A 20,800-nucleotide genomic window follows, 5' to 3' on the forward strand; every position below is an offset into this window, starting at 1 on the left:
CATCCGACCCCGGCCGGGACCCGCCCGCCCTCCCCCGGCCGCGAACCCGTCCGCCTCCACCGGAACACGAGACCCCACTCCCTCACGCACACCCCTGGACGCCCCGCGAAGACCTCCCCTAGGGTTCCGGAGAAAGCGCTTTCTGGCCTGATCATGCCAACCAGGGGGAGCGTCTCGTGCCGCACCAGCAGTGGACCCGCAAGTCCTTCCTCCGGGGAATGGCCGCCGTCGGCGCGGCCCCCTTCCTCCCCGGTCTCATCCCGGAGAGCGCCGAGGCGGCCGTCTCGGGCCGCCCCGACTTCCCGCTGGCGGCGGGAGGTACGGCCGTCGGCATCTTCGTGGACGCGGCGGACGACCCCGCCGTCGTCCGTGCCGCGGGGGATCTCCAGGCCGACGTGGAGCGGGTCTGCGGGGTGAGACCCGACCTGCTGCACACGCTCCCCCGGAACGCCCCGCTGCTCGTCCTCGTGGGCACCCTCGGCGCCAGCCCGGCGATCGACCGGCTGGTCGCGCGAGGCCGTCTCAATGCGAGCCGGGTGAAGGGCCGTTGGGAAGCCTCGGTGACCCAGGTGGTGGACCGCCCGTTCCCAGGGGTGGACCGCGCCCTGGTGATCGCCGGCAGCGACCGGCGCGGCACGGTGTACGGGATCTACGACACCTCCGAGCGCATCGGCGTCTCGCCCTGGTACTGGTGGGCCGACGTCCCCGTCGAGCACCGCGACACCGTGACGGTCCCCGCGGGCCCCTTCACCCGCCACGAACCCTCGGTGCGCTATCGAGGCATCTTCATCAACGACGAGCAGAACATGACCACTTGGTCGCACCGCACCCAGGAGACCGACAAGAACATCGGCCCCGAGACCTACAAGCGCGTCTTCGAGCTGCTGCTCCGCCTCAAGGCCAACTACCTGTGGCCCGCGATGCATCCGTACTCCGACTTCTTCAACAAGTACCGGGAGAACCCCGAACTCGCCGACCACTACGGCATCGTCGTCGGCTCCAGTCACCCCGAGGCCCTGCTGCGCAACGGCGTCCACGAGTGGGAGCCGTGGATCGCCGAGCACCCGAACGCCGACGGCACCGCCCCGGTCTACGACTACACGGTCAACCCCGCCGTCATCTCCGACTACTGGAGAGCCCGGGCGAGACAGAACGCCGCGTTCGAGAGCAGCTGGACGCTCGGGATGCGCGGACTGCACGACAGCGCGCTGGAGACGAAGTACGCGACCACGATCCCGGAGAAGGTCGTGGTGATGAACGACATCATCGCCGACCAGCGAAGGATCCTCACCGAGGAGGTCGGCGGCGCCGCCGAGCCGCAGATCTTCATCCCGTACAAGGAGGTCCTGGACCTGTACAACGCGGGCGTCCAGGTCCCCGACGACGTCACGCTGATCTGGCCGGACGACAACCACGGCAACATGCGCCAGCTGCCGAACGAGGCCGAGCGGGCGCGCTCCGGGGGCAACGGCATCTACTACCACCTCTCCTACTGGGGCCGCCCGAAGAGCTACCTGTGGCTGGACACCACCCAAGTGGCCAAGGTCTGGCAGGAGTTGCGGCGGGTGTACGAGCACGGCACCGACCGGATGTGGATCTTCAACGTCGGTGACCTGAAGTCGATCGAGACCGGCCTGTCCTTCGCGATGGACATGGCCTGGGACGTGGACCGCTGGAACGCCGACGACGCCGAGGGCTTCCTCGCCGAGTGGTACGGGAGGCAGTTCGGGCGGCGGCACGCCCGGGAGATCGCCGGAATCCGCACCGAGTACTACCGGCTCGCCGGGGAGCTGCGCCCGGAGTTCATCGCCGCGGGCCTCGTCTCCGTGGTCCACCACGGCGACGAGGCGGGGCGCCGGATGGCGGCGTACGACCGGCTCCTGGCCCGGGTCCGGGCGGTGGGCGCCGAACTCCCCGCGGTCTACCGGGACACCTTCTACGAGCTGGTCGAATACCCGGTGCACGGTGCCTACTTGATGAACCTCAAGTACTACTGGGCCGACCGCAACGCGCTCGCCGCCCGGCAGGGCCGGGGTGCGGGAACGAACCGCTTCGCGGATCTGGCGCTCGCCGCGCACACCGCGGAGGCGGCCCTCACCACCCGGTACAACACCGAGGTGGCGGGCGGAAAATGGAACGGGATCGTCAATCCGTACCCCTCCGAGATCCCGAAGGCACCGGGCCGCCCGACCGTCACCCGGGTGCCCCGGCGGGAGACCTCGGGGCTCGGGGTGGCGGCCGAGGGGAACGAGACCGGGGCGGCCCGGCCGCTGTCGTTCTCCTCGTACACCCGCGACCGGCGCTTCGTCGACGTCTTCAACACCGGGTTCCTGCCCCTGGAATGGGCGGCCGAGGCGAGCCCGCCCTGGGTGCTGCTGAGCGCGTCCGGTGGATCGCTCAGCGAGCAGCGGCGGGTGTGGGTGGAGATCGACTGGGAGCGGGTCCCCGAAGGCGCGCAGGAGGCCGTGGTCGTCCTCACCGGCGGCGGGCAGCGCTTCGAGGTGCCGCTTCGGGTGGTCAACGCCCCCAGGCGGGCCCGGGGGTTCGTCGAGGCGCACGGGTACGTGTCGATCGACGCGGCGCACGCCGACCGGAGGGTGGCGCGAGGCGGGCGGCGCTGGCGGACCGTACGGGGCCTTGGACGTCGTACGGGAGCCGTCGAGGCGGTGCCCTCCACGGCGGCTCCGGTCACCGGTGACTTCGCCTCCCGTGCGCCCGAGTTGAGGTACCGGGTGTGTTTCAGCAGCACCGGGACCTTTCCCGTCACCGTGTTCCGGTTGCCGTCGCTGGACGAGCGGGGGCAGCGGCGGGTGGCCGTCGGGCTCGACGACCAGCCGGTGACCGTGCTGTCGGGGCAGGCCGTCGCGACCGGGAACCGCGGGGACGCGTGGGCCCGGCAGGTGGAGGACGGGGTGGAGCGGCTGACCGCCACCGTGACGGTCGCCGAGGCCGGGGAGCATGTGCTGCGGATCTTCATGGTCGATCCCGCCATCGCGGTGGACCAGATCGTGATCGACACGGGCGGACTGCCCGCCGGCTATCTCGCGCCGCCGGAGAGCCACCACCCGGTGTTCAACCCCGAGCCGGCTCCCGGGGCGGGCCTGGAGGCCCCTGATCAGTAGGGTCGGAGCTTCGTGCGGGCCGCCGGTCCCCCGTACTGGCGGCCCGCCGGAGCTTCCATGAGCGGGACATCCGAGAATGTCGATGTTGCTCGGATGTTGCTCGGATGAAGTGTGGGTCAGCGAGGTACTACGCCGGTATGGGTACAACTGCGTATGAGCGGGTGCTGCGGGTCACCGTGGCCACGCTCCAGGAACGCGACCCGGAACAGCTCTGGCCGCATCTCGCGGCCGAGTTGCCCCGGCTGTGTGGCGGTGACGCCCTGATCTACAAGCTCGACAACTGGGACGCGAGCGAGGGCACGCTCGGTCTGTCCCCGGGGGCCGCCGCGGAGTTCGCCCGGCTCGGCGACGAGGAGACGGTACTGCTGCGCGCGGGCTACCCGCTGGCCGAGCACTACGCGGGCAGGGCGGACCGTACGCCCGTCACGGCCCGCCGGGTGGCCGGTCCTTCCTGGTCGGGGAGCCCGACCGCGCGGCTCCTCGACGACCTGCTGGACGTCGACCACGTACTGGGGATGCCGCTGCCGCGGTCGACCACGCCGATCACCGGTGCCATCGTCTACCGCTCCGGCCGGGACTTCAGCGACGACGAACTGCGGCTCGCCGAGCAGTTCCAGCCCCTGCTGGCCGCCGTGGAACAGCAGCGGCAGCTCCTGCGACGGCTCGACGCCCCCTCCGAGGAGGTGGCCGACCTGGCGCTCACGCCCCGCGAGACGACCGTGCTGCTCCTGCTCGGCGACGCGCTGACCGCCGCGTCCATCGGCCGCAGGCTCGGCATCTCCGAGCGCACGGTCCACAAGCACATCGCGAACGTCTACCGCAAGCTCGGCACCCACGACCGCATCAGCACGGTGCTGCGCGCCCAGCGGCTGGGGCTCGTCCCTACGGCTGTGGCGGGCCGCCCTTGAGGCGTTCCAGGTCGGAGGGGCGGACCTGGATGACGGCGACGGCGATGAGGGCGGCGAGCACGGTGAAGATGGCGGCCATGACGAAAGCGGCGGAGGCCCCGGCGGTGAGGACCTCGTCGGACCAGGGCCGCGGGAGCTCACCGGTGCGCTCGAACAGGCGGCGCTCGGCCGGGGTGGCCTGCGAGAGGAAGCGGGGGACCTGCTTCTCCGCCTCGTTGGTGCTGGCCGTGCCGAACATCGTGACCAGGATGGACAGGCCCAGCGAACCGCCCACCTGCTGGGTCGCGTTGAGGAGTCCGGAGGCCGCGCCGGTCTCCTCGGTGGGTACGTCGGAGAGGGCCATCAGGGTCAGCGACACGAACTCCATGCCCATGCCGAGGCTGAAGACGAGCATCGGGCCCAGCACACTGCCCGCGTAGGTCGAGTGGACGTCGGTCAGGGTCAGCCAGGCGAGCCCGGCCGCAGCGAGGACCGCGCCCAGCACCATGAAGGGTTTGGGCCCGTAGACCGGCAGGAACCGCGAGGCGAGTCCGGCGCCGACGGCGATGACCGCGCTGACCGGCAGGAAGGCGAAGCCGGTCGCCAGCGGGCTGAAGTCCAGCACGTTCTGGGTGAAGAGGGTCAGGAAGAAGAACATGCCGAAGATCGCGGCGGCGAGGCACAGCATGATCCCGTAGGTGCCCGCGCGGTTGCGGTCGGCGAACATGTGCAGCGGGGTGATGGGCTGGCGGGAGCGCTTCTCGACCAGCACGAACACCACGAGCAGGACCACCGCGGCGGCGAACGAGCAGAGGGTGAGGGCGTCCCGCCAGCCGTCCTGGGCGGCCCGGATGAAGCCGTACACCAGCAGCACCATGCCGCCGGTGGAGGTCAGCGCGCCGGTGATGTCGAAGCTGCCGGGGTGGCGTTCGGACTCCCTGATGAAGCGGGGTGTGGCGAGCGCGATGAGCAGTCCGATCGGCACGTTGACGAAGAGCACCCACCGCCAGTTCAGCCACTCCACGAGGACTCCGCCGGCCAGCAGCCCGATCGCGCCGCCGCCCGCGGAGACGGCGGCGAAGACGCCGAACGCCCGGTTGCGCTCGGGGCCTTCCCGGAACGTGGTGCTGATCAGGGCGAGGGAGGTCGGTGAGGCGATGGCGCCGCCGACGCCCTGGAGGGCGCGTGCGGCCAGGAGTTGGGTCTCGTTCTGGGCGAGTCCGCCGAGCAGCGAGGCGAGCACGAAGAGCAGCACTCCGCAGATGAACACCCGCCGCCGGCCGAGGATGTCACCGGCCCGGCCGCCGAGCAGCAGCAGGCCGCCGAAGGTGAGGGTGTACGCGTTGACCACCCAGGCGAGGCTGGTGGTGGAGAAGTCCAGGGAGCGCTGGATGTCGGGGAGCGCGATGTTCACGATGGTGATGTCGAGCACCACCATGAGCTGGCAGGACGCGATCACCAGAAGAGCCATGGCGTTTCCGCCGCCGCCGGGGTCCGGCGTGGTGGTCCGCGGTGCAGAACTGGCCTGCGGGTCGGTGCTCATGGTCTCCGTTCGACCGTACGCCCGCGCCGTGGCCGTCACCACTCGAGGACGTGGCACCCCCAGGCCGCCAGGGACACGAACAGTCCGGAGTCGGCCAGTTCGTCTCCGTCACGGTCGTAGACCGCTCCGTCCAGCAGGTCGGTCAGGCGGTGCGCGCGTCCTCGCAGGTCGTCCCAGGGCAACGGCACTCGGGCCTGCGCCGGGCGGCCGGAGTCGTTGACGACGACCAGGTGACGGGCGTCGGGATCGGTCCAGGTCCAGGCGAGCAGGCCACGGTGGGTGTCGTTGTCGGGCCAGCCCACCGGGGTCACCGGCCGCCAGTCGCCCCGGCGCACGGTGGCGGCGGCGGGCAGCAGACGGCCGTAGAACTCGCGCAGCGGCTCGTCGACCGGCTCCCGCGGCCTGCGCCGCAGGAAGACGGGCGGGCGTACGCGGCGGCCCTCGAACTGGCCCTCGTGCCAGAGCGTGGCGCCGGGCAGGGTCGCGACCGCGACGGCGGCAGCGCGCTCCCGGTCCCCGATGAGCACGGCGGCGGCCCGTGGTTCGTCGTGGTTCTCCAGGAAGCGCACGAGGCCGCGCTGGTAGGAGAGGTCGGCGCCCAGGTGGGCGCGGACGGAGTCGGCGTCCTCGTGCAGGAGGCGGTCGTAGAGGCGCTTGTCGTAGCAGTGGTCGAAGCCCTGCTGCTGAAGGGCCCCTTCGAGGTCCCAGTAGGCCTCGGCGAGGAGGAGCAGGCCGGGGTGGCGGGCCCGGACGCGCGAAATGACGTACGGCCAGAAGTCCTCGGCCGGGGCGGTGCCCGCGCGGTCGCCCCAGGTCTTTCCGAAGATGTCGTTCATCAGCAGCATGGCCATGTCGCAGCGCACGCCGTCGGCCTGGTCGCCGATGGACACGAGGGTCTCCACGGTCGCCTCGCGCAGTGCCGCGCTGAAGGCGTTCAGCTGGACCACGTCCGGCCAGGGCGGGAAGTACGGGTCGCGGCCACGGGCGTAGACCTGTCCCCCGGCCTCGACGAAGTCGGCCGGCGCGCGGGTCAGGTCCTCGGCGGTGCCCCGCACGAGCCGGTCGGGGTCCGACATGAGCCAGGGGTGGTCGGGGGCCACATGGTTGGGGACATAGTCGAGGATCAACCGCACTCCGCGCGCGGCGAGTCGGGCGCGGGCCTCGGCCAGTCCCTCCGGTCCGCCGAGGGCGGGATCGACGACGTAGTTCCGTACGCAGTACGGCGATCCGGCGAGGTCCGCCTCGGTGACGTCGGGCAGGGCCTCACGGAAGGAGGCCATGAGCCCCGGGTCGCGCAGGGCGATCTCCCGGCCGGCCGGGCTGCGTTCCCACACGCCCATCAGCCAGACGGTGTCGACGCCGGGCAGCGCGACGGAGTCCCAGTCCTCGCCCGGCACGTCCCCGAGGGTGACGGGACGACCGTGGCGGCTGCTCAACTCACCCAGCCAGACAAGGGTGTTGATCTCGTGGATCACCGTCATGACAGCGGCTCCTCGCGCTCGGTCGGCTTCAGCGAGTCCCGCCCGCCGCGCTGCCAGTCCTCCTCGCTGATCGCGTGGAAGAGCGTCGCGGTGGCCGCCACCAGACCTGTCCAGCCGGTCTGGTGGGAGGCGCCGAGGCCCGCGCCGTTGTCGCCGTGGAAGTACTCGTAGAAGAGGATCAGGTCCTTCCAGTGCGGGTCCTTGGCGAACATCGGCTGGGCGCCATGGACCGGCCGGTGGCCGTCGGCGTCGGGCAGGAAGGTCGCGGTGAGCCGGTCGGAGATCTCGCGGGCGACCTCGTACAGGTTGAGCTGCCGTCCGGAGCCGGTCGGGCACTCCACGGTGAAGTCGGGGCCGTGGTAGCCGTGCAGGTTGAGCAGGGCGCGGATCAGCAGGATGTTCATCGGGAACCACACCGGGCCACGCCAGTTGGAGTTCCCGCCGAACATGCCCGAGTCGGACTCGGCCGGAAGGTAGCCGACGCCGTACGTCTGCCCGTGCACGTCGAAGGTGTACGGGTGGGTCGCGTGGTGCTTGGACAGGGACCGGATGCCGTGCGGGCCCAGGAACTCGTCCTCGTCGAGCATCCGGGCCAGGACGCGGCGCAGCCGGTCCTCGCCGAACAGCGCGAAGAGGTACCGCCCGTCGACGGTGGGCCCGGCGTCCGGGTGCTGCGAGACGAAGGCCTCGACGGCGGGGTGGCGTCGGATGAAGTCCCGTGCCCCTTCGACCAGTTCGGGGAAGGCCCGGTCCGCCCGGCCCCCGATGACGCTGGTCGCCGCAAGCGGTATCAGACCGACCAGGGACCGCACCTTCAGCCGGGTCGCGGTGCCGTCGGGCAGCCGCAGGACGTCGTAGAAGAAGCCGTCCTCCTCGTCCCACAGGCTGGCGTTGTCCTTGCCGATGCGGTTCATGGCGACGGCGATCCACGCGAAGTGCTCGAAGAGCATCTGCGCCTGTTCGACGTACACCGGGTTCTCCACGGCGAGTTCGATGGCGATGTCGAGGAGGTTCTGGCAGTACAGCGCCATCCACGCGGTGCCGTCGGCCTGGTCGAGCTGCCCGCCGGTGGGCAGGGGCGCGCTGCGGTCGAAGACGCCGATGTTGTCGAGGCCGAGGAAGCCGCCCTGGAAGACGTTGTTGCCGTCGGCGTCCTTGCGGTTGAGCCACCAGGTGAAGTTCTTCGTCAGCTTCTGGTAGGCGTTCTCCAGGAAGGCCCGGTCACCGTGGCCCGTGCGGTGCTTCTCCAGCTCGTAGACGAACAGGACCGCCCAGGCGTGCACGGGCGGGTTGACGTCCCCGAAGTTCCATTCGTACGCGGGGATCTGGCCGTTGGGGTGGAGGTACAGGCGGCGCAGCAGCAGGTCGAGCTGGGACTTGGCGAAGCCGATGTCGACCATGGCGAGGGACAGGGTGTGGAAGGCGAGGTCCCAGGCGGCGAACCAGGGGTACTCCCAGGTGTCCGGCATCGACATGATCTCGTCGTTGACCATGTGGTACCAGGCGCTGTTGCGGACCCGCGGGTCGGCGGCGAGCGGGTCCACGCCGTGTTCGGCGAGCCAGCGCTCGACGTCGAGGTAGTAGTACTGCTTGCTCCACAGCATCCCGGCGAGGGCCTGGCGGACGAGTCGCCGCTCCTCGTCCCCCATCGAGGGGGGTGTGATGCCGGCGTAGAAGGTGTCGGCCTCGGTGCGGCGGGTGTCGAGCACGGTCTGGAACTCGGCCCAGGGGTCCGGGAGTTCAGTGTCGGTGAGACGCAGGCGGATGCGGGCGCTGTCCCCGGCGGGGATCGTCAGGACGTGGTGGACGGCGGACTTGGTGCCGGTGCGGGCGGGGTTGACCGCCTCCTGTGTGCCGTGGACGACGTACCTGTCGATGCCGTCCTTGACGTACGGAGTGCTGTTGGGGCTGCCGAAGACGCGCTCGTTGTTCGTCTCGTTGTCGGTGAAGAGCGGCTCGCCGCCCTGGTGGTAGAGCCAGCGGGAGCCGAGTTCCTCGTGCTCGGCGCGCACAGCCCCTTCTGCCGCCCGGAGTGCGGGGACCGCCGTACCACCCGCCCAGGACCAGGTGTGCCGGAACCACAGCGTCGGCAGCAGGTGCAGTACGGCTTCGTCCGGGCCCCGGTTGTGCGCGGTGATCTCGATCAGCAGGTCCTCGGGGCCCGCCTTCGCGTACTCGACGAACACGTCGAAGTAGCGGTCCTCGTCGAAGACCCCGGTGTCGAGCAGCTCGTACTCGAAGTCGTGGCGCCCGCGCTCGCGGTTGACGGCCACGAGGTCGCCGTAGGGGAACTCGCCCTGCGGGTACTTGTAGAGGTACTTCATGTACGAGTGGGTGGGCGTGTTGTCGAGGTGGAACCAGTACTCCTTGGCGTCCTCGCCGTGGTTGCCCTCGGCGTTGGTGAGGCCGAACATCCGCTCCTTGAGGATGGGGTCGCGGCCGTTCCACAGGGCGAGCGCGAAGCACAGGCGCTGCTTGTCGTCGCTGACCCCGGCGATGCCGTCCTCGCCCCAGCGGTAGGCGCGGGAGCGGGCCTGGTCGTGGGTGAAGTACGACCAGGCGTCGCCGTTCTCGCTGTAGTCCTCGCGGACCGTGCCCCACTGACGTTCGCTCAGGTACGGCCCCCAGCGTCGCCAGGAGGCCGTGCCCGCGTCGGCCTCGGCCAGCCGCCGCCGTTCGGCGTCCGGTGTGCCGCTGTCAGTCGCCATCGCCCGTCCTCCTCGCCGCCCGAGACATGCATCCCAGACTCAGCGCACCGACGGGAAGCCGCAATGGCGGTGCGCTGTACGGAAGCGGGTGTCACCGTTCCGGAGCAACCTCCGAATCAGCCGATCTCGACCAGCAGGTCGCCGCCCTCCACCTGCTGGATCCTGTTGATGGCGAGCCGGGAGACCCGGCCGGACTTCGCCGCCGTGATCGACGCCTCCATCTTCATCGCCTCGATGGTGGCCACGGTCGCGCCCGCCTCGACCTCGTCGCCCTCGGCCACCGCGAGCGTGACCACGCCGGCGAACGGAGCGGCGACATGCCCGGTGTCGGAGCGGTCGGCCTTCTCCGTGGTCGGGATGGACGAGGAGGCGGCGACATCGCGGATCTGGATGGGCCGCAGCTGGCCGTTGAGCGTGGACATCACCGTGCGCATGCCCCGCTCGTCGGCCTCGCCGATCGCTTCGAGGGCGATGAGGAGCCGGACGCCGGGCTCCAGGTCGACGGCGTACTCCTTGCCCGGGCGCAGGCCGTAGAAGAAGTCCTTGCTGTCCAGGAGGCTGGTGTCGCCGTAGGACTGGCGGTGGGCCTCGAACTCGCGGGTCGGGGCCGGGAACAGGAGCCGGTTGAGGGTGGCGCGGCGGTCCTTCTCCAGGCCGGTGCGGTCCTCGGCGTTCAGCTCCTGGACGGGCTTGGCGTCGGCGCGGCCCTGGAGGGCCTTACTGCGGAAGGGCTCGGGCCAGCCGCCGGGCGGGGTGCCCAGCTCGCCGCGCAGGAAGCCGATGACCGAGTCGGGGATGTCGAAGCGGTCCGGGGTCTCCTCGAAGTCCTCGGGGGCGACCCCGGCGCCGACGAGGTGCAGGGCGAGGTCGCCGACCACCTTGGAGGACGGGGTGACCTTGACCAGGTGCCCGAGGATGCGGTCGGCGGCGGCGTACATCGCCTCGATGTCCTCGAACCGGTCGCCGAGGCCGAGCGCGACGGCCTGGGTGCGCAGGTTGGAGAGCTGGCCGCCGGGGATCTCGTGGTCGTAGACGCGCCCGGTCGGGGAGGCGAGGCCCGCCTCGAAGGGGGCGTAGATCTTGCGGACGCTCTCCCAGTACGGCTCCAGGTTCCCAACGGCCCGCAGGTCGAGGCCGGTGGGCCGGTCGGAGTGGTCGGTCGCTGCCACGATCGCGGAGAGGGAGGGCTGCGAGGTCGTACCGGCCATGGAGGCGACGGCTCCGTCGACGGCGTCGGCGCCCGCCTGGATCGCGGCCAGGTAGGTGGCGAGCTGGCCGCCCGCGGTGTCGTGGGTGTGGATGTGGACCGGCAGGTCGAACTCGCGGCGCAGGGCCGAGACGAGCTTCGCGGCGGCGGGGGCGCGCAGCAGGCCCGCCATGTCCTTGACGGCCAGGACGTGGGCCCCGGCATCGACGATCTGCTCGGCGAGGCGCAGGTAGTAGTCGAGGGTGTAGAGGCGCTCGTTCGGGTCGGACAGGTCCGAGGTGTAGCAGAGGGCGACCTCGGCGATCGAGGTGCCGGTGGCGCGTACGGCCTCGATGGCGGGGCGCATCTGGCTGACGTCGTTGAGGGCGTCGAAGATGCGGAAGATGTCGATGCCGGTCTCGGCGGCCTCCTGGACGAAGGCGTCGGTCACCTCGGTCGGGTACGGGGTGTAGCCGACGGTGTTGCGGCCGCGCAGCAGCATCTGGAGGCAGATGTTGGGGACGGCCTCGCGCAGGGCGGCGAGCCGCTCCCAGGGGTCCTCGGCGAGGAAGCGCAGGGCCACGTCGTAGGTGGCGCCGCCCCAGCACTCCAGGGAGAGCAGCTCGGGAAGGGTGCGGGCGACGGCCGGGGCGACGGCGAGCATGTCCTTGGTGCGCACGCGGGTGGCGAGCAGTGACTGGTGGGCGTCGCGGAAGGTGGTGTCGGTGACGCCGATGGTCGGCGACTCGCGCAGCCAGCGGGCGAAGCCCTCGGGGCCGAGTTCGGTGAGCTTCTGCTTGGAGCCCGCGGGCGGCTCGATGTCGGGCGTGCCGGGCAGCTTGGAGATGGAGTCGATCAGGTCGGGCCGCTCCCCGTGCGGCTTGTTGACCGTCACGTCGGCCAGGTAGGTGAGCAACTTCGTGCCGCGGTCCGCGGAGTGACGGGCCGTCAGCAGATGCGGGCGCTGCTCGATGAACGACGTGGTGACGTTGCCCGCCTGGAAGTCCGGGTCGTCGAGCACGGCTTGCAGGAACGGGATGTTGGTGGCCACACCGCGGATGCGGAACTCGGCGACGGCACGCCGGGCCCGGTTGACCGCGGTGGTGAAGTCCCGGCCCCGGCAGGAGAGTTTGACCAGCATCGAGTCGAAGTGGGCGCTGATCTCCGTACCGGCGTGGGTGGTTCCGCCGTCGAGCCGGATGCCGGAGCCGCCGGGCGAGCGGTAGGCGCTGATGCGGCCGGTGTCCGGGCGGAAGCCGTTGGCGGGGTCCTCGGTGGTGATACGGCACTGGAGGGCGGCGCCGTGCAGCTGGACCGTCTCCTGGGAGAGCCCGAGGTCGGCGAGGGTGGCTCCGGCGGCGATGCGCAGCTGGGCCTGGACGAGGTCGACGTCGGTGACCTCCTCGGTGACCGTGTGCTCGACCTGGATGCGCGGGTTCATCTCGATGAAGACGTGGTTGCCCTCGCGGTCGAGGAGGAACTCCACGGTGCCCGCGTTGCGGTAGCCGATCTCGCGGGCGAAGCGCACGGCGTCGGCGCAGATCCGGTCGCGCAGGTCGGGGTCGAGGTTGGGCGCGGGGGCCAGCTCGATGACCTTCTGGTGGCGGCGCTGGACCGAGCAGTCGCGCTCGTAGAGGTGGATGACGTTGCCGTGCCCGTCCGCGAGGATCTGCACCTCGATGTGGCGGGGCTCGACGACGGCCTTCTCCAGGAAGACGGTCGAGTCGCCGAAGGCGGAGGCGGCCTCGCGCGCGGCGGCCTCGATGGACTCGCGCAGCTGGGCGGGGTCCTCGACCCGGCGCATACCCCGCCCGCCACCACCGGCGACGGCCTTCACGAAGACCGGGAAGCCGATGTCGTCCGCGGCCCTGACCAGCTCGTCCACGTCGTCCGAGGGTGCCGAGGAGCCGAGCACCGGCACTCCGGCGGCCCGGGCGGCGGCGACCGCGCGGGCCTTGTTGCCGGTCAGTTCGAGGATGTCGGCGCTGGGTCCGACGAAGGTGATGCCCGCTTCCTCGCAGGCCCGCGCGAGCTCCGGGTTCTCGGAGAGGAAGCCGTAGCCGGGGTAGACGGCGTCGGCGCCGGCCTGCCGGGCCGCGCGGATGATCTCGTCGACGGAGAGATAGGCCCGCACGGGATGGCCCGGTTCGCCGATCTCGTAGGCCTCGTCGGCTTTGAGTCGGTGCAGTGAGTTGCGGTCCTCGTGGGGGAAGACGGCGACCGTCCTCGCGCCCACCTCGTATCCCGCGCGAAACGCGCGGATCGCGATCTCACCACGGTTGGCGACCAGTACCTTGCGGAGCATTCCCGTTCCCTTCCGCCTGCCGGTGACGCCCCCCATGGTCGCGGCAAAGCCCGCCGCTGGCCATGAGAGTCAGGTCACGTGTCGCAGGCTGTTTGGGGATGATCTGCGCAGGTACGGCAGTTGTCACGGAGGACAGGACACCGCCGTACCAAGGAGTGGGCATGAGCTTCGCCGAGGAGTGGGAGACCTGGCACCGGCAGAAGGAGGAGGTGCTCTCCGGACCGCACGGCTTCCTCGCCATCACCGGCCTGCACTGGCTGAACCCGGACCCGAGCCGCTTCGAGGACGCCCCCGGCGCCTGGTCGGCGGGCACCGACGGGGTCGTGGTCGAGCTGGACGAGGGCGAGGAGCTGACCGTGGACGGGCAGGTCGTGCGCGGCCGGCACGGCTTCGGGGTCATCGCCGAGCGGGACAGCGTCCACGCCGACTGGGGCGACGCCCGTCTGGAGATCGCCAGGCGCGGCGGCAACGACATCCTGCGTCCGCGCCACCCCGACAGCGCCTTGCGTACGGCCTTCAAGTACACCCCCGCCTACGATCCGGACCCGCGCTGGGTGATCGAGGGCCGCTTCCTGCCGTACGAGGAGCCGCGCCCGGTGACCGTGGGTGCCGCGGTCGAGGGGCTGGAGCATGTCTACGACTCCCCCGGCCAGGTCGAGTTCGAGCTGGAGGGCACACGGCACAGGCTGACCGCGTTCAACGGGCGGGGTCCCGGCGCGCTCATGGTGCTGTTCACCGACAGGACCTCGGGCGTGACGACGTACGCGGCGAACCGTTCCCTCCAGATCGCCGCGCCTGACACGGACGGCCGGGTCTCGCTCGACTTCAACCGTGCCGGGAACCTGCCCTGCGCCTACACCGACCTGGCCACCTGCCCGCTCCCGCCGACCGAGAACCGGCTGCCGGTCGCGGTCGAGGCGGGTGAGCGGATTCCGCTGGAGCGGGGCGGGCAGCCCTGAAGTGGGGCGGCCTTGAGGTCTCGCGGCCCTGAGGTCGGGCGGCCTTGATCACTTCACGGTTCCGGTGAAGGGCGTGACCGGTCGCTCCACGCGCTCCCCGTCCACGGTGATGTCGACGACCTCGTTGAAGAAGGCGAGCAGTCCCTTGACGGCGCCGACGGCGGGGAGCGGGTCCGGGTAGCTCCAGACGATGTTCGGGTGGCCGCCCGTGGACCAGTACTCGGCGGTGCCCTTGTAGGGGCAGCCGGTGTGGTGGTCGGTGGCTTCGAGGAGGTCGAGGCGGACGTCCTCGCGCGGGATGTAGTAGCGCGTGGGCAGGCTGGTCTCGAAGAGCAGGACGGGACGGCGGGTGTCGGCGACGACCGTGCCGTCGACCTCGACGACGACATGGCGGCCGCTGGGCATGGCGTCGACGCGTTTGTGCGGGTCACGGGGGTGGATGAAGATCTCTTCCGCCTCCTCGTACCAGTGGTCGAGGCCGGTCCCCCAGCGCCGGAACCACGCGAAGGCGATGTGGTCGGCGAGGTCGGCGGCCGGGAAGGTCCAGGCGGCGTTCTCGACGAGTTCGCCGTCGACTTCGAGGTCGTAGAAGATCTGCGATCCGGTGTGGGTGCCGGTCTGCGGGTTCTTCGCGGGGCGCAGCAGGTCCTCGCGGACGTCGGTGCGCGGGAAGGCGTACAGCGGGACGGGGAAGTCCGGCTCCCAGACCAGGACGGGGTGCCGGCTGTCGACGACGGTGACGTCCCCCTTGCGCCCGCGCACCCAGCGCTCGCTGGGCTCCCACAGCAGGCCTTCCGGGGTGGTCCGTACGTTCGGTGCGGTGGGGAACGTGGTCATGATCGGTTCACCTCTTCGAGAAGTCACCTCTTCAGGAAGTCCGCCAGTCCGGTCAGGAGCCGGTCGACGTCCTCCAGGTCGTTGTAGGGGGCTAGGCCGACACGCAGGCCGCCGGTGTCCCCGAGGCCGAGGTGGCGGGAGGCCTCGACGGCGTAGAAGGACCCGGACGGCGCCTGGATCGCGCGCTCCGCGAGGAAGGCGTAGGCGTCCGTCGTGCTGTGGTTCTCGAAGGTCAGCAGCACGGTGGGGGTGCGGTCGGCGGCCCGGGAGTGGACGACGACGCCGTCGAGCGCGGCGAGGCCCTCGTCGATCCGGGTGCGCAGGACGTGTTCGTGGGCTTCGAGTGCGGCGAACCCGGCGGTGAGCCGCTCGCGCCGGGTGCCGGTCGCCAGGGGGTCGAGGCGCTCGGCGAGGAAGTCGACCGCCGCGGCCGTGCCGGCGAGGAACTCGTAGGGCAGCGTGCCCAGTTCGAAGCGCTCCGGGACCGCGTCGGTGGAGGGCAGGAGCTTGTCCGGGCGCAGGGTCTCCAGCAACTCCGGGCGGGCGGCGAGGACTCCGTGGTGCGGGCCGAGGAACTTGTACGGGGAGCACGAGTAGAAGTCGGCGCCGAGTGCTTCGAGGTCGACGAGGCTGTGGGCGGTGTGGTGGACGCCGTCGACGTAGACGAGCGCCCCGGCCTCGTGCGCGGCCCGGACCATGGCGGGGATGTCGGGGCGGGTGCCGATGAGGTTGGAGGCGGCGGTGACGGCGACGAGCCGGGTGCGCTCGGACAGGACGGACCGGATCGCGTCGACCGGCAACTCCCCGGTCTCCGGGTCGAATTCGGCCCAGCGCACGGTGGCGCCGCACTGCGTCCAGGGGCGGATGTTGGCGTCGTGGTCGAGGCGGGTGACGACCACCTCGTCGCCGGGTGACCAGGTCTTGGCGAGGGTGCGCGAGAACTCGTAGGCGAGTTGGGTGGCGCTGCGGCCGAAGACGATGCCCGACGGGCTCGCCCCGAGCAGGTCGGCCATGGCGTGGCGGGCCCCGGTGACGATCCGCTCGGCGTTGCGCTCGCCCAGGGTCACCCGGCCGCGGTTGGACAGCGGCTGTGCGAGGGCGTCGGTGATCGCACGGATGACGGGCTCGGGGGTCTGGGTGCCGCCGGGGCCGTCGAAGTGGGCGGTGCCGGCGGCGAGGGCCGGGAAGTGGGAGCGGATGGCGGCGATGTCGTACGTCACGTGGGCTCCTTGGTCCGACCGGTTCCGGGATCTCAGCCTGTCACGCGGTCCGCAGGGTCTCCCGGTGGGCCCGGTTGATGGCCATCAGCGCGTCCAGGGAGTCCCGGGTGCGGACGAGTTCGGCGATGTGGTCGGTGAGCCGGTCCCGTTCCTCGGCCATCCGCTCCAGTGCGGCGTCGGAGGTCTCCTCGCTGGGTGACTCGACGCACGGGAGGAGTTCGGTGATCGTCCGGCTGGACAGCCCGGCGGTGTACATCCGCTGGAGGAAGAGCACCCGCTCGACCGCGTCCTCGCTGTAGTGCCGCTGCCCGCTCGTGCTGCGGGCGCTGGTGAGCAGCCCCTGCTCCTCGTAGTAGCGCAGGGCCCGGACGCTGACCCCGGCCCGCTCCGCGAGTTCTCCGATCCGCACGGTTTCCTCCCTGACAGGGTCGCCCCTCACGTGGACGTCAGGTTTTAGCGTAACGGAGGTGCCCGGCCGACGGGCAGGGCGGATCACTGGGGAGATATGACGTGACGTCTCTCTTCGACGGTTCCCGGCCGCGTGGACCGCGGCTGCCCAACCGGGTGGTGAGGGACCCGATGACCAGGGTCCGGGCCACCGAGGGCGGTCCGGCGACGCCGTCGACGGCGCGCCGCCACGCCCAGCGGGCCACGGCCGGCCTGATCGTCAGCGAAGGGGGGCGGCCAAGTCTCGTCGGGCAGTCCGATCCGGGGACGCCGGACGAGCAGGTGGCTTCCTGGTGCCCGGTGACCGACGCGGTGCACACCGACGGCGGGCGGATCTTCGCGCGGATCATGCACGGCGGGCGGTTCTCGCACCCGGACACCACCGGCCTGTCGCCCGTGGCCCCCTCGGCGGTGCCCGGTGCCGGTGAGGTGTTCACGCCCACGGGACCGCAGGCCGTGCCGGTGCCGCGGGCGCGGCGCGAGGAGGAGGTGCCCGAGCACGCCGAGCCGTACACGGGGACGGCGCGCAGGGCGGTGGCGGCCGGGTTCGGCGGTGTCGAACTGCACGGCGCCAACGGCTGCTTGATCTCGCGGTTCCCGTCCTCCAACGCCACTGTGCGCACGGACCACTGGGGCGGTTCCACGGCCGACAGGATCAGGTTCGCCGTCGAGCGACCGTGGACGCCGTGGGCGCGGAGCGGACGGGTGTCCGGCCCTCGCCGGGCGGCACCTTCCGGGGAGCCGAGGAGACCGGGGTCCTGTGGCTGTACACCGCGCCGCCGACCGAGCTGTCCCGGCCGGGCCTGACCCACGTCCACCTGGAGGCCACCGCTCCCGAAGAGACGCCGGTCGCCCTGTGCCGGCTCCGGCCCGGCACCCTCGTCATGAATCCGCCGCTGTCGCTGGGCCCGAAGCGGACCAGCCGCGCGGAGGCCGACCACCGGCTCGGGCTGGGCGCCGACCTGATCAGCTTCGGCCGCGCCTTCATCGCCGATCCCGACCTGGTCGAGCGGCTGCGCACCGGCCTGCCGATCGCCCCCGTCGACGAGTCCGCCCCCTTCCAGGGCGGCGACCGCGGCCACCTCATCTATCCCGCATACCAGTACACGGCATGACATCCGGATGGCGGGCACACCACGAATGGGTAACGAGCACCAACCAGATGCGGGTCGCCGTGGTCTAGCCCGGCATGAAGATCTCTTTCCTGCTCCACAACGCCTATGGGATCGGAGGCACGATCACCACCACCTTCAACCTGGCCCAGGCCCTGGCCGAGCGGCATGAGGTGGAGATCGTCTCGGTGCTGCGGCACCGGGAGCTGCCCAGCTACGTCCTCGATCCGCGGGTCTCGCTGCGTCCGCTGGTCGATCTCGGACAGGAGGGGGAGCATCCGCTGAACCTGAGACCGGCGCGGGTGTTCCCCCGCGCCGAGTACCGGTACGACCAGTACAGCGAGCTGACCGACCGGCGGATCGCCGAGACCCTCGCCGCGACCGACGCGGACGTCGTGATCGGCACCCGGCCCGGGCTCAACGTGCACCTCGCGCTCCAGGCGCCGGGCCATGTCGCCCGGGTCGGGCAGGAGCACCTGACCCTGGACAACCACTCGCCCCGGCTGCGCACCGCGCTGCGCCGGGCCTATCGCGGGCTGGACGTGCTCACCACGGTGACGGAGGCGGACGCGAGCGCGTACCGGCGCCGGATGCGGCTGCCCGGCGTACTGGTGGAGGCGCTGCCGAACAGCGTGCCCGATCCGGTGCTGCCGGCCGCGGACGGCTCCGCGAAGGTGGTCGTCGCGGCCGGGCGGCTGGTCAGGGTGAAGCGGTACGACCTGCTCGTCGAGGCCTTCGCCGCGGTCGCCGCCGAACATCCGGACTGGCAGCTGCGTATCTACGGCAGAGGAAAGGAACGGGACCGGCTGCGGCAGCTCATCGCCGACCTCGGGCTGTGGAACAACGTCTTCCTGATGGGCGCCGCGGCCCCGATGGAGGCGGAGTGGGTCAAGGCGTCGATCGGGGCGGCCACCTCCGACTTCGAGCCGTTCGGCATGACGATCGTGGAGGCGATGCGCTGTGGGCTGCCGGTGGTGAGCACGGACTGCCCGCACGGCCCCGCCGAGATCATCGCGGACGGGGTGGACGGGCGGCTGGTGCCGGTCGGGGACCGGGACGCGCTGGTCGGGGCCCTGCTGGAGCTGGTGCGGGACGACGAGCTGCGGCGCCGGATGGGACGGGCCGCCCTGGAGAACTCGGGGCGGTTCGCTCCTGGTCCGGTCGTGGAGCAGGCCGAGCGGCTGCTCACGGAGGCGGTCTCGGCCCGGCGGGAGGGACGGCCTGTCGTGCGGGGGCGGCAGGGCGGCACCCTGGCCGCCCGGCGGGCCGGCGCGCGCGACTCCGCGCTGGCCTCGGCGAGCGGCGCGCTGCGGACCGTGCGGCGGGCGCGCGGTGCGCTGAAGGGTGTGGGGAAGGTGGGCGGCGCACCCGGTGCCGTGGAGAAGGCGAGCGGTGACGAGCGCGCCGCACGAAAGGGGAGATCATGACGACGCCACGGGCCGGATGCGCCGTCCACGCCGACGGCCGGATCACCTTCGAGGTGCCCGACGCCGACGGACAGCGGCTGTTGCTGCGGCTGCGCCCGAAGCAGGGGGAGCCCGAACAGAGCCTGCACGTCATGGAGTTGAGCGGGCTCGGGCACGCCGTGCTGGACGCCGATCCCGTGCTGGCGGAGGGCCGGTGGGACGTGTTCCTGCTCCAGGGCGACGAGCGGACGCGGCTGCGGCCGGGCCCGCGTGACCTGCGCGCGCTCGTCGCCGGGCATCTGCGCGAGCGGCGGGCGCCGCTGGCCGTGCGGATTCCGTACGCCACCAAGGACGGCTACCTCGCGGTGCGGACCTGGCTGCGGCCCGCGCACGCGGAGATCGACCGGGTCGACGTCACGCCCCGGTCGCTGACCGTCGGCGCCCGGCTGCACGGCGCCGAGCTGGAGGACGGCGCCGAGGTGCAGTTGCGGCTGCGGCGCGGCGCCGGTGTCTTGCGCACCCTTGAGCCGCTGGCCGGGGCGGACGGCCGGGGCTTCTCCTTCACGGTCGACCACGCGGACCTGGCCGTCGGCGTCTGGAACGCCTTCGTACGGCCCGCGCCCGGCGCCCCGCTGGTCCGGCTCGCGCGGCTGCTGGACGACGTGGCGGACCGCAAGGAGGTCTACGTCTATCCGGGCACCGCGGTCGAGAACGCCGTGGTGCGCCCGTACTACACGGTGGACAACGACCTGTCCGTGGAGGTGACGCCGGCCGGCTGAGGCGCGGTCACTCCCAGACCACGACGTTGCGCCGCACCGGCACCGTCGAGGTGTCGCCGGCGAACAGCTCGGGCGAGTGGGCGCGGATGCGTTCGATGTCGTCGAAGACGGCCCGCAGATGGGTGCGCATCGCGGTGCGGGCGAGCGCGACGTCGCCGCCGACGACGGCGTCGAAGATCTCGTGGTGCTGGGCGGCGAACACGGCCGGGGACACGTTCTCGTGCAGGCCGAGCCGGCGCGCCCGGTCCAGGTGGCCCTTGGCGGCGGCGACGGTCGTCCAGACCTCGCCGTGGCCGCTCAGCCGCATCAGCCCCTGGTGGAAGGCCTCGTCCAGGGCGAAGAACTCCTCGATGCCGAGGCCCTTGCGCCGCTGCCGCTCGAGATTGCCCCGCAGTTCCTCCACCACCCCGGAGTCGAGCACCGCGGGCAGGTCCTCCAGCGAGGCCAGTTCCACCGCCTCCCGCAGGAACTGCGCGTCCGCGACCCGCGCCGGGTCCACCCGGGACACGAACGACCCGATCTTCGGGAAGACCTGCACCAGACCCTCCTGCGCCAACAGGATCAGGCTCTCCCGCACCGGGGTGCGGCTGACGCCCAGGGACGCGGCGAGTTCGTTCTCCGACAGGGCGGCGCCCGGGGCGAGTTCGAGGGTCAGGACCAGCTGGCGAAGCTTCAGGTAGATGTCGCGACGGCTGGTCCTGCCGTTGGTTTGAGCCATGCGCACATCGTACGTAGTCAGCGCGGCACAAGTATTGCCACGCTTCGCGACAGCTGCTTGTATACAAGTACTCCACGACCTCGCGCCCAA

13 protein-coding genes and 1 pseudogene are annotated in these 20,800 nt (G+C 71.5%); 6 read left to right on the forward strand and 8 right to left on the reverse strand.

The features are described from left to right. Positions 1-218 precede the first annotated feature (218 nt). Positions 219-3,122, forward strand: coding sequence for a glycosyl hydrolase 115 family protein (locus G3I78_RS17530; RefSeq protein ID WP_203615162.1), 2,904 nt, complete (start codon positions 219-221; stop codon positions 3,120-3,122). A gap of 137 nt (positions 3,123-3,259) precedes the next feature. After that, positions 3,260-4,030: a LuxR C-terminal-related transcriptional regulator gene (locus G3I78_RS17535; RefSeq protein ID WP_164425503.1), complete on the forward strand. Its 771-nt coding sequence runs from the start codon at positions 3,260-3,262 to the stop codon at positions 4,028-4,030. On the opposite strand, the gene G3I78_RS17540 is transcribed toward G3I78_RS17535, so the two are convergent. The 4 genes from G3I78_RS17540 to G3I78_RS17555 all read right to left on the reverse strand — a co-directional run bounded on the left by G3I78_RS17540 (position 4,005) and on the right by G3I78_RS17555 (position 13,232). Further along, complete coding sequence (locus G3I78_RS17540; protein ID WP_239157888.1) at positions 4,005-5,552, reverse strand: MFS transporter; 1,548 nt, start codon at positions 5,550-5,552, stop codon at positions 4,005-4,007. The genes G3I78_RS17535 and G3I78_RS17540 overlap by 26 nt on opposite strands. A gap of 35 nt (positions 5,553-5,587) precedes the next feature. Next, positions 5,588-7,033, reverse strand: coding sequence for an alpha-amylase family glycosyl hydrolase (locus tag G3I78_RS17545; protein WP_164425505.1), 1,446 nt, complete (start codon positions 7,031-7,033; stop codon positions 5,588-5,590). Continuing rightward, the gene (locus G3I78_RS17550) at positions 7,030-9,741 is read right to left on the reverse strand and encodes a glucosidase (protein WP_164425507.1); all 2,712 of its coding nucleotides are present in this window, start codon (positions 9,739-9,741) and stop codon (positions 7,030-7,032) included. The genes G3I78_RS17545 and G3I78_RS17550 overlap by 4 nt, the downstream gene beginning before the upstream one ends. Before the next feature lie 116 nt (positions 9,742-9,857). Beyond that, positions 9,858-13,232: a pyruvate carboxylase gene (locus tag G3I78_RS17555; protein ID WP_164425509.1), complete on the reverse strand. Its 3,375-nt coding sequence runs from the start codon at positions 13,230-13,232 to the stop codon at positions 9,858-9,860. A 161-nt stretch (positions 13,233-13,393) separates the two neighbouring features. Here G3I78_RS17555 and G3I78_RS17560 point away from each other — a divergent pair, with 161 nt between their 5' ends. Beyond that, entirely contained in the window at positions 13,394-14,191 is a 798-nt protein-coding gene (locus G3I78_RS17560; RefSeq protein ID WP_164425511.1) for a DUF1684 domain-containing protein, read from the forward strand. A gap of 48 nt (positions 14,192-14,239) precedes the next feature. Here the strand turns inward: G3I78_RS17560 and G3I78_RS17565 are convergent, their stop codons facing one another. Genes G3I78_RS17565 through G3I78_RS17575 form a run of 3 tightly spaced genes read right to left on the reverse strand, consistent with a single transcriptional unit; the run spans position 14,240 to position 16,657 of the window. Then, entirely contained in the window at positions 14,240-15,028 is a 789-nt protein-coding gene (locus tag G3I78_RS17565; RefSeq protein ID WP_164425513.1) for a DUF427 domain-containing protein, read from the reverse strand. Positions 15,029-15,051: 23 nt separating this feature from the next. Further along, a complete protein-coding gene (locus G3I78_RS17570) occupies positions 15,052-16,248 on the reverse strand; it encodes a cysteine desulfurase-like protein (protein ID WP_164425515.1) in 1,197 nt (398 codons plus the stop codon). Positions 16,249-16,288: 40 nt separating this feature from the next. After that, a complete protein-coding gene (locus tag G3I78_RS17575; protein WP_164425517.1) occupies positions 16,289-16,657 on the reverse strand; it encodes a MerR family transcriptional regulator in 369 nt (122 codons plus the stop codon). 101 nt (positions 16,658-16,758) lie between these two features. Between G3I78_RS17575 and G3I78_RS17580 the strand changes: the two are divergent. The 3 genes and pseudogenes from G3I78_RS17580 (at position 16,759) to G3I78_RS17590 (ending at position 19,992) form a co-directional block, all read left to right on the forward strand. Next, a pseudogene (locus G3I78_RS17580) lies at positions 16,759-17,810 on the forward strand (alkene reductase). A 74-nt stretch (positions 17,811-17,884) separates the two neighbouring features. Further along, positions 17,885-19,234: a glycosyltransferase family 4 protein gene (locus tag G3I78_RS17585; RefSeq protein ID WP_164425519.1), complete on the forward strand. Its 1,350-nt coding sequence runs from the start codon at positions 17,885-17,887 to the stop codon at positions 19,232-19,234. Further along, positions 19,231-19,992, forward strand: a complete 762-nt coding sequence (locus G3I78_RS17590; RefSeq protein ID WP_164425521.1) for a hypothetical protein — start codon at positions 19,231-19,233, stop codon at positions 19,990-19,992. Before G3I78_RS17585 ends, G3I78_RS17590 begins: the two co-directional genes overlap by 4 nt. A 7-nt stretch (positions 19,993-19,999) precedes the next feature. On the opposite strand, the gene G3I78_RS17595 is transcribed toward G3I78_RS17590, so the two are convergent. Beyond that, positions 20,000-20,710 (reverse strand): GntR family transcriptional regulator, encoded by a 711-nt coding sequence (locus G3I78_RS17595; protein WP_164425523.1) that lies wholly within the window; start codon positions 20,708-20,710, stop codon positions 20,000-20,002. Positions 20,711-20,800: the final 90 nt, after the last annotated feature.

Source organism: Streptomyces sp. SID13726 (assembly GCF_010548375.1).
In the GTDB taxonomy this organism is placed as follows: Bacteria; Actinomycetota; Actinomycetes; order Streptomycetales; family Streptomycetaceae; genus Streptomyces.

Excerpts from the sequence above, each read along its gene's own strand:
- G3I78_RS17590 (WP_164425521.1), top strand. The coding sequence starts at position 19,231 with ATGACGACGCCACGGGCCGGATGCGCCGTCCACGCCGACGGCCGGATC.
- G3I78_RS17550 (WP_164425507.1), bottom strand. The coding sequence starts at position 9,741 with ATGGCGACTGACAGCGGCACACCGGACGCCGAACGGCGGCGGCTGGCC.
- G3I78_RS17535 (WP_164425503.1), top strand. The coding sequence starts at position 3,260 with ATGGGTACAACTGCGTATGAGCGGGTGCTGCGGGTCACCGTGGCCACG.
- G3I78_RS17595 (WP_164425523.1), bottom strand. The coding sequence starts at position 20,710 with ATGGCTCAAACCAACGGCAGGACCAGCCGTCGCGACATCTACCTGAAG.
- G3I78_RS17540 (WP_239157888.1), bottom strand. The coding sequence starts at position 5,552 with ATGAGCACCGACCCGCAGGCCAGTTCTGCACCGCGGACCACCACGCCG.
- G3I78_RS17545 (WP_164425505.1), bottom strand. The coding sequence starts at position 7,033 with ATGACGGTGATCCACGAGATCAACACCCTTGTCTGGCTGGGTGAGTTG.
- G3I78_RS17565 (WP_164425513.1), bottom strand. The coding sequence starts at position 15,028 with ATGACCACGTTCCCCACCGCACCGAACGTACGGACCACCCCGGAAGGC.
- G3I78_RS17530 (WP_203615162.1), top strand. The coding sequence starts at position 219 with ATGGCCGCCGTCGGCGCGGCCCCCTTCCTCCCCGGTCTCATCCCGGAG.
- G3I78_RS17555 (WP_164425509.1), bottom strand. The coding sequence starts at position 13,232 with ATGCTCCGCAAGGTACTGGTCGCCAACCGTGGTGAGATCGCGATCCGC.
- G3I78_RS17585 (WP_164425519.1), top strand. The coding sequence starts at position 17,885 with ATGAAGATCTCTTTCCTGCTCCACAACGCCTATGGGATCGGAGGCACG.
- G3I78_RS17560 (WP_164425511.1), top strand. The coding sequence starts at position 13,394 with ATGAGCTTCGCCGAGGAGTGGGAGACCTGGCACCGGCAGAAGGAGGAG.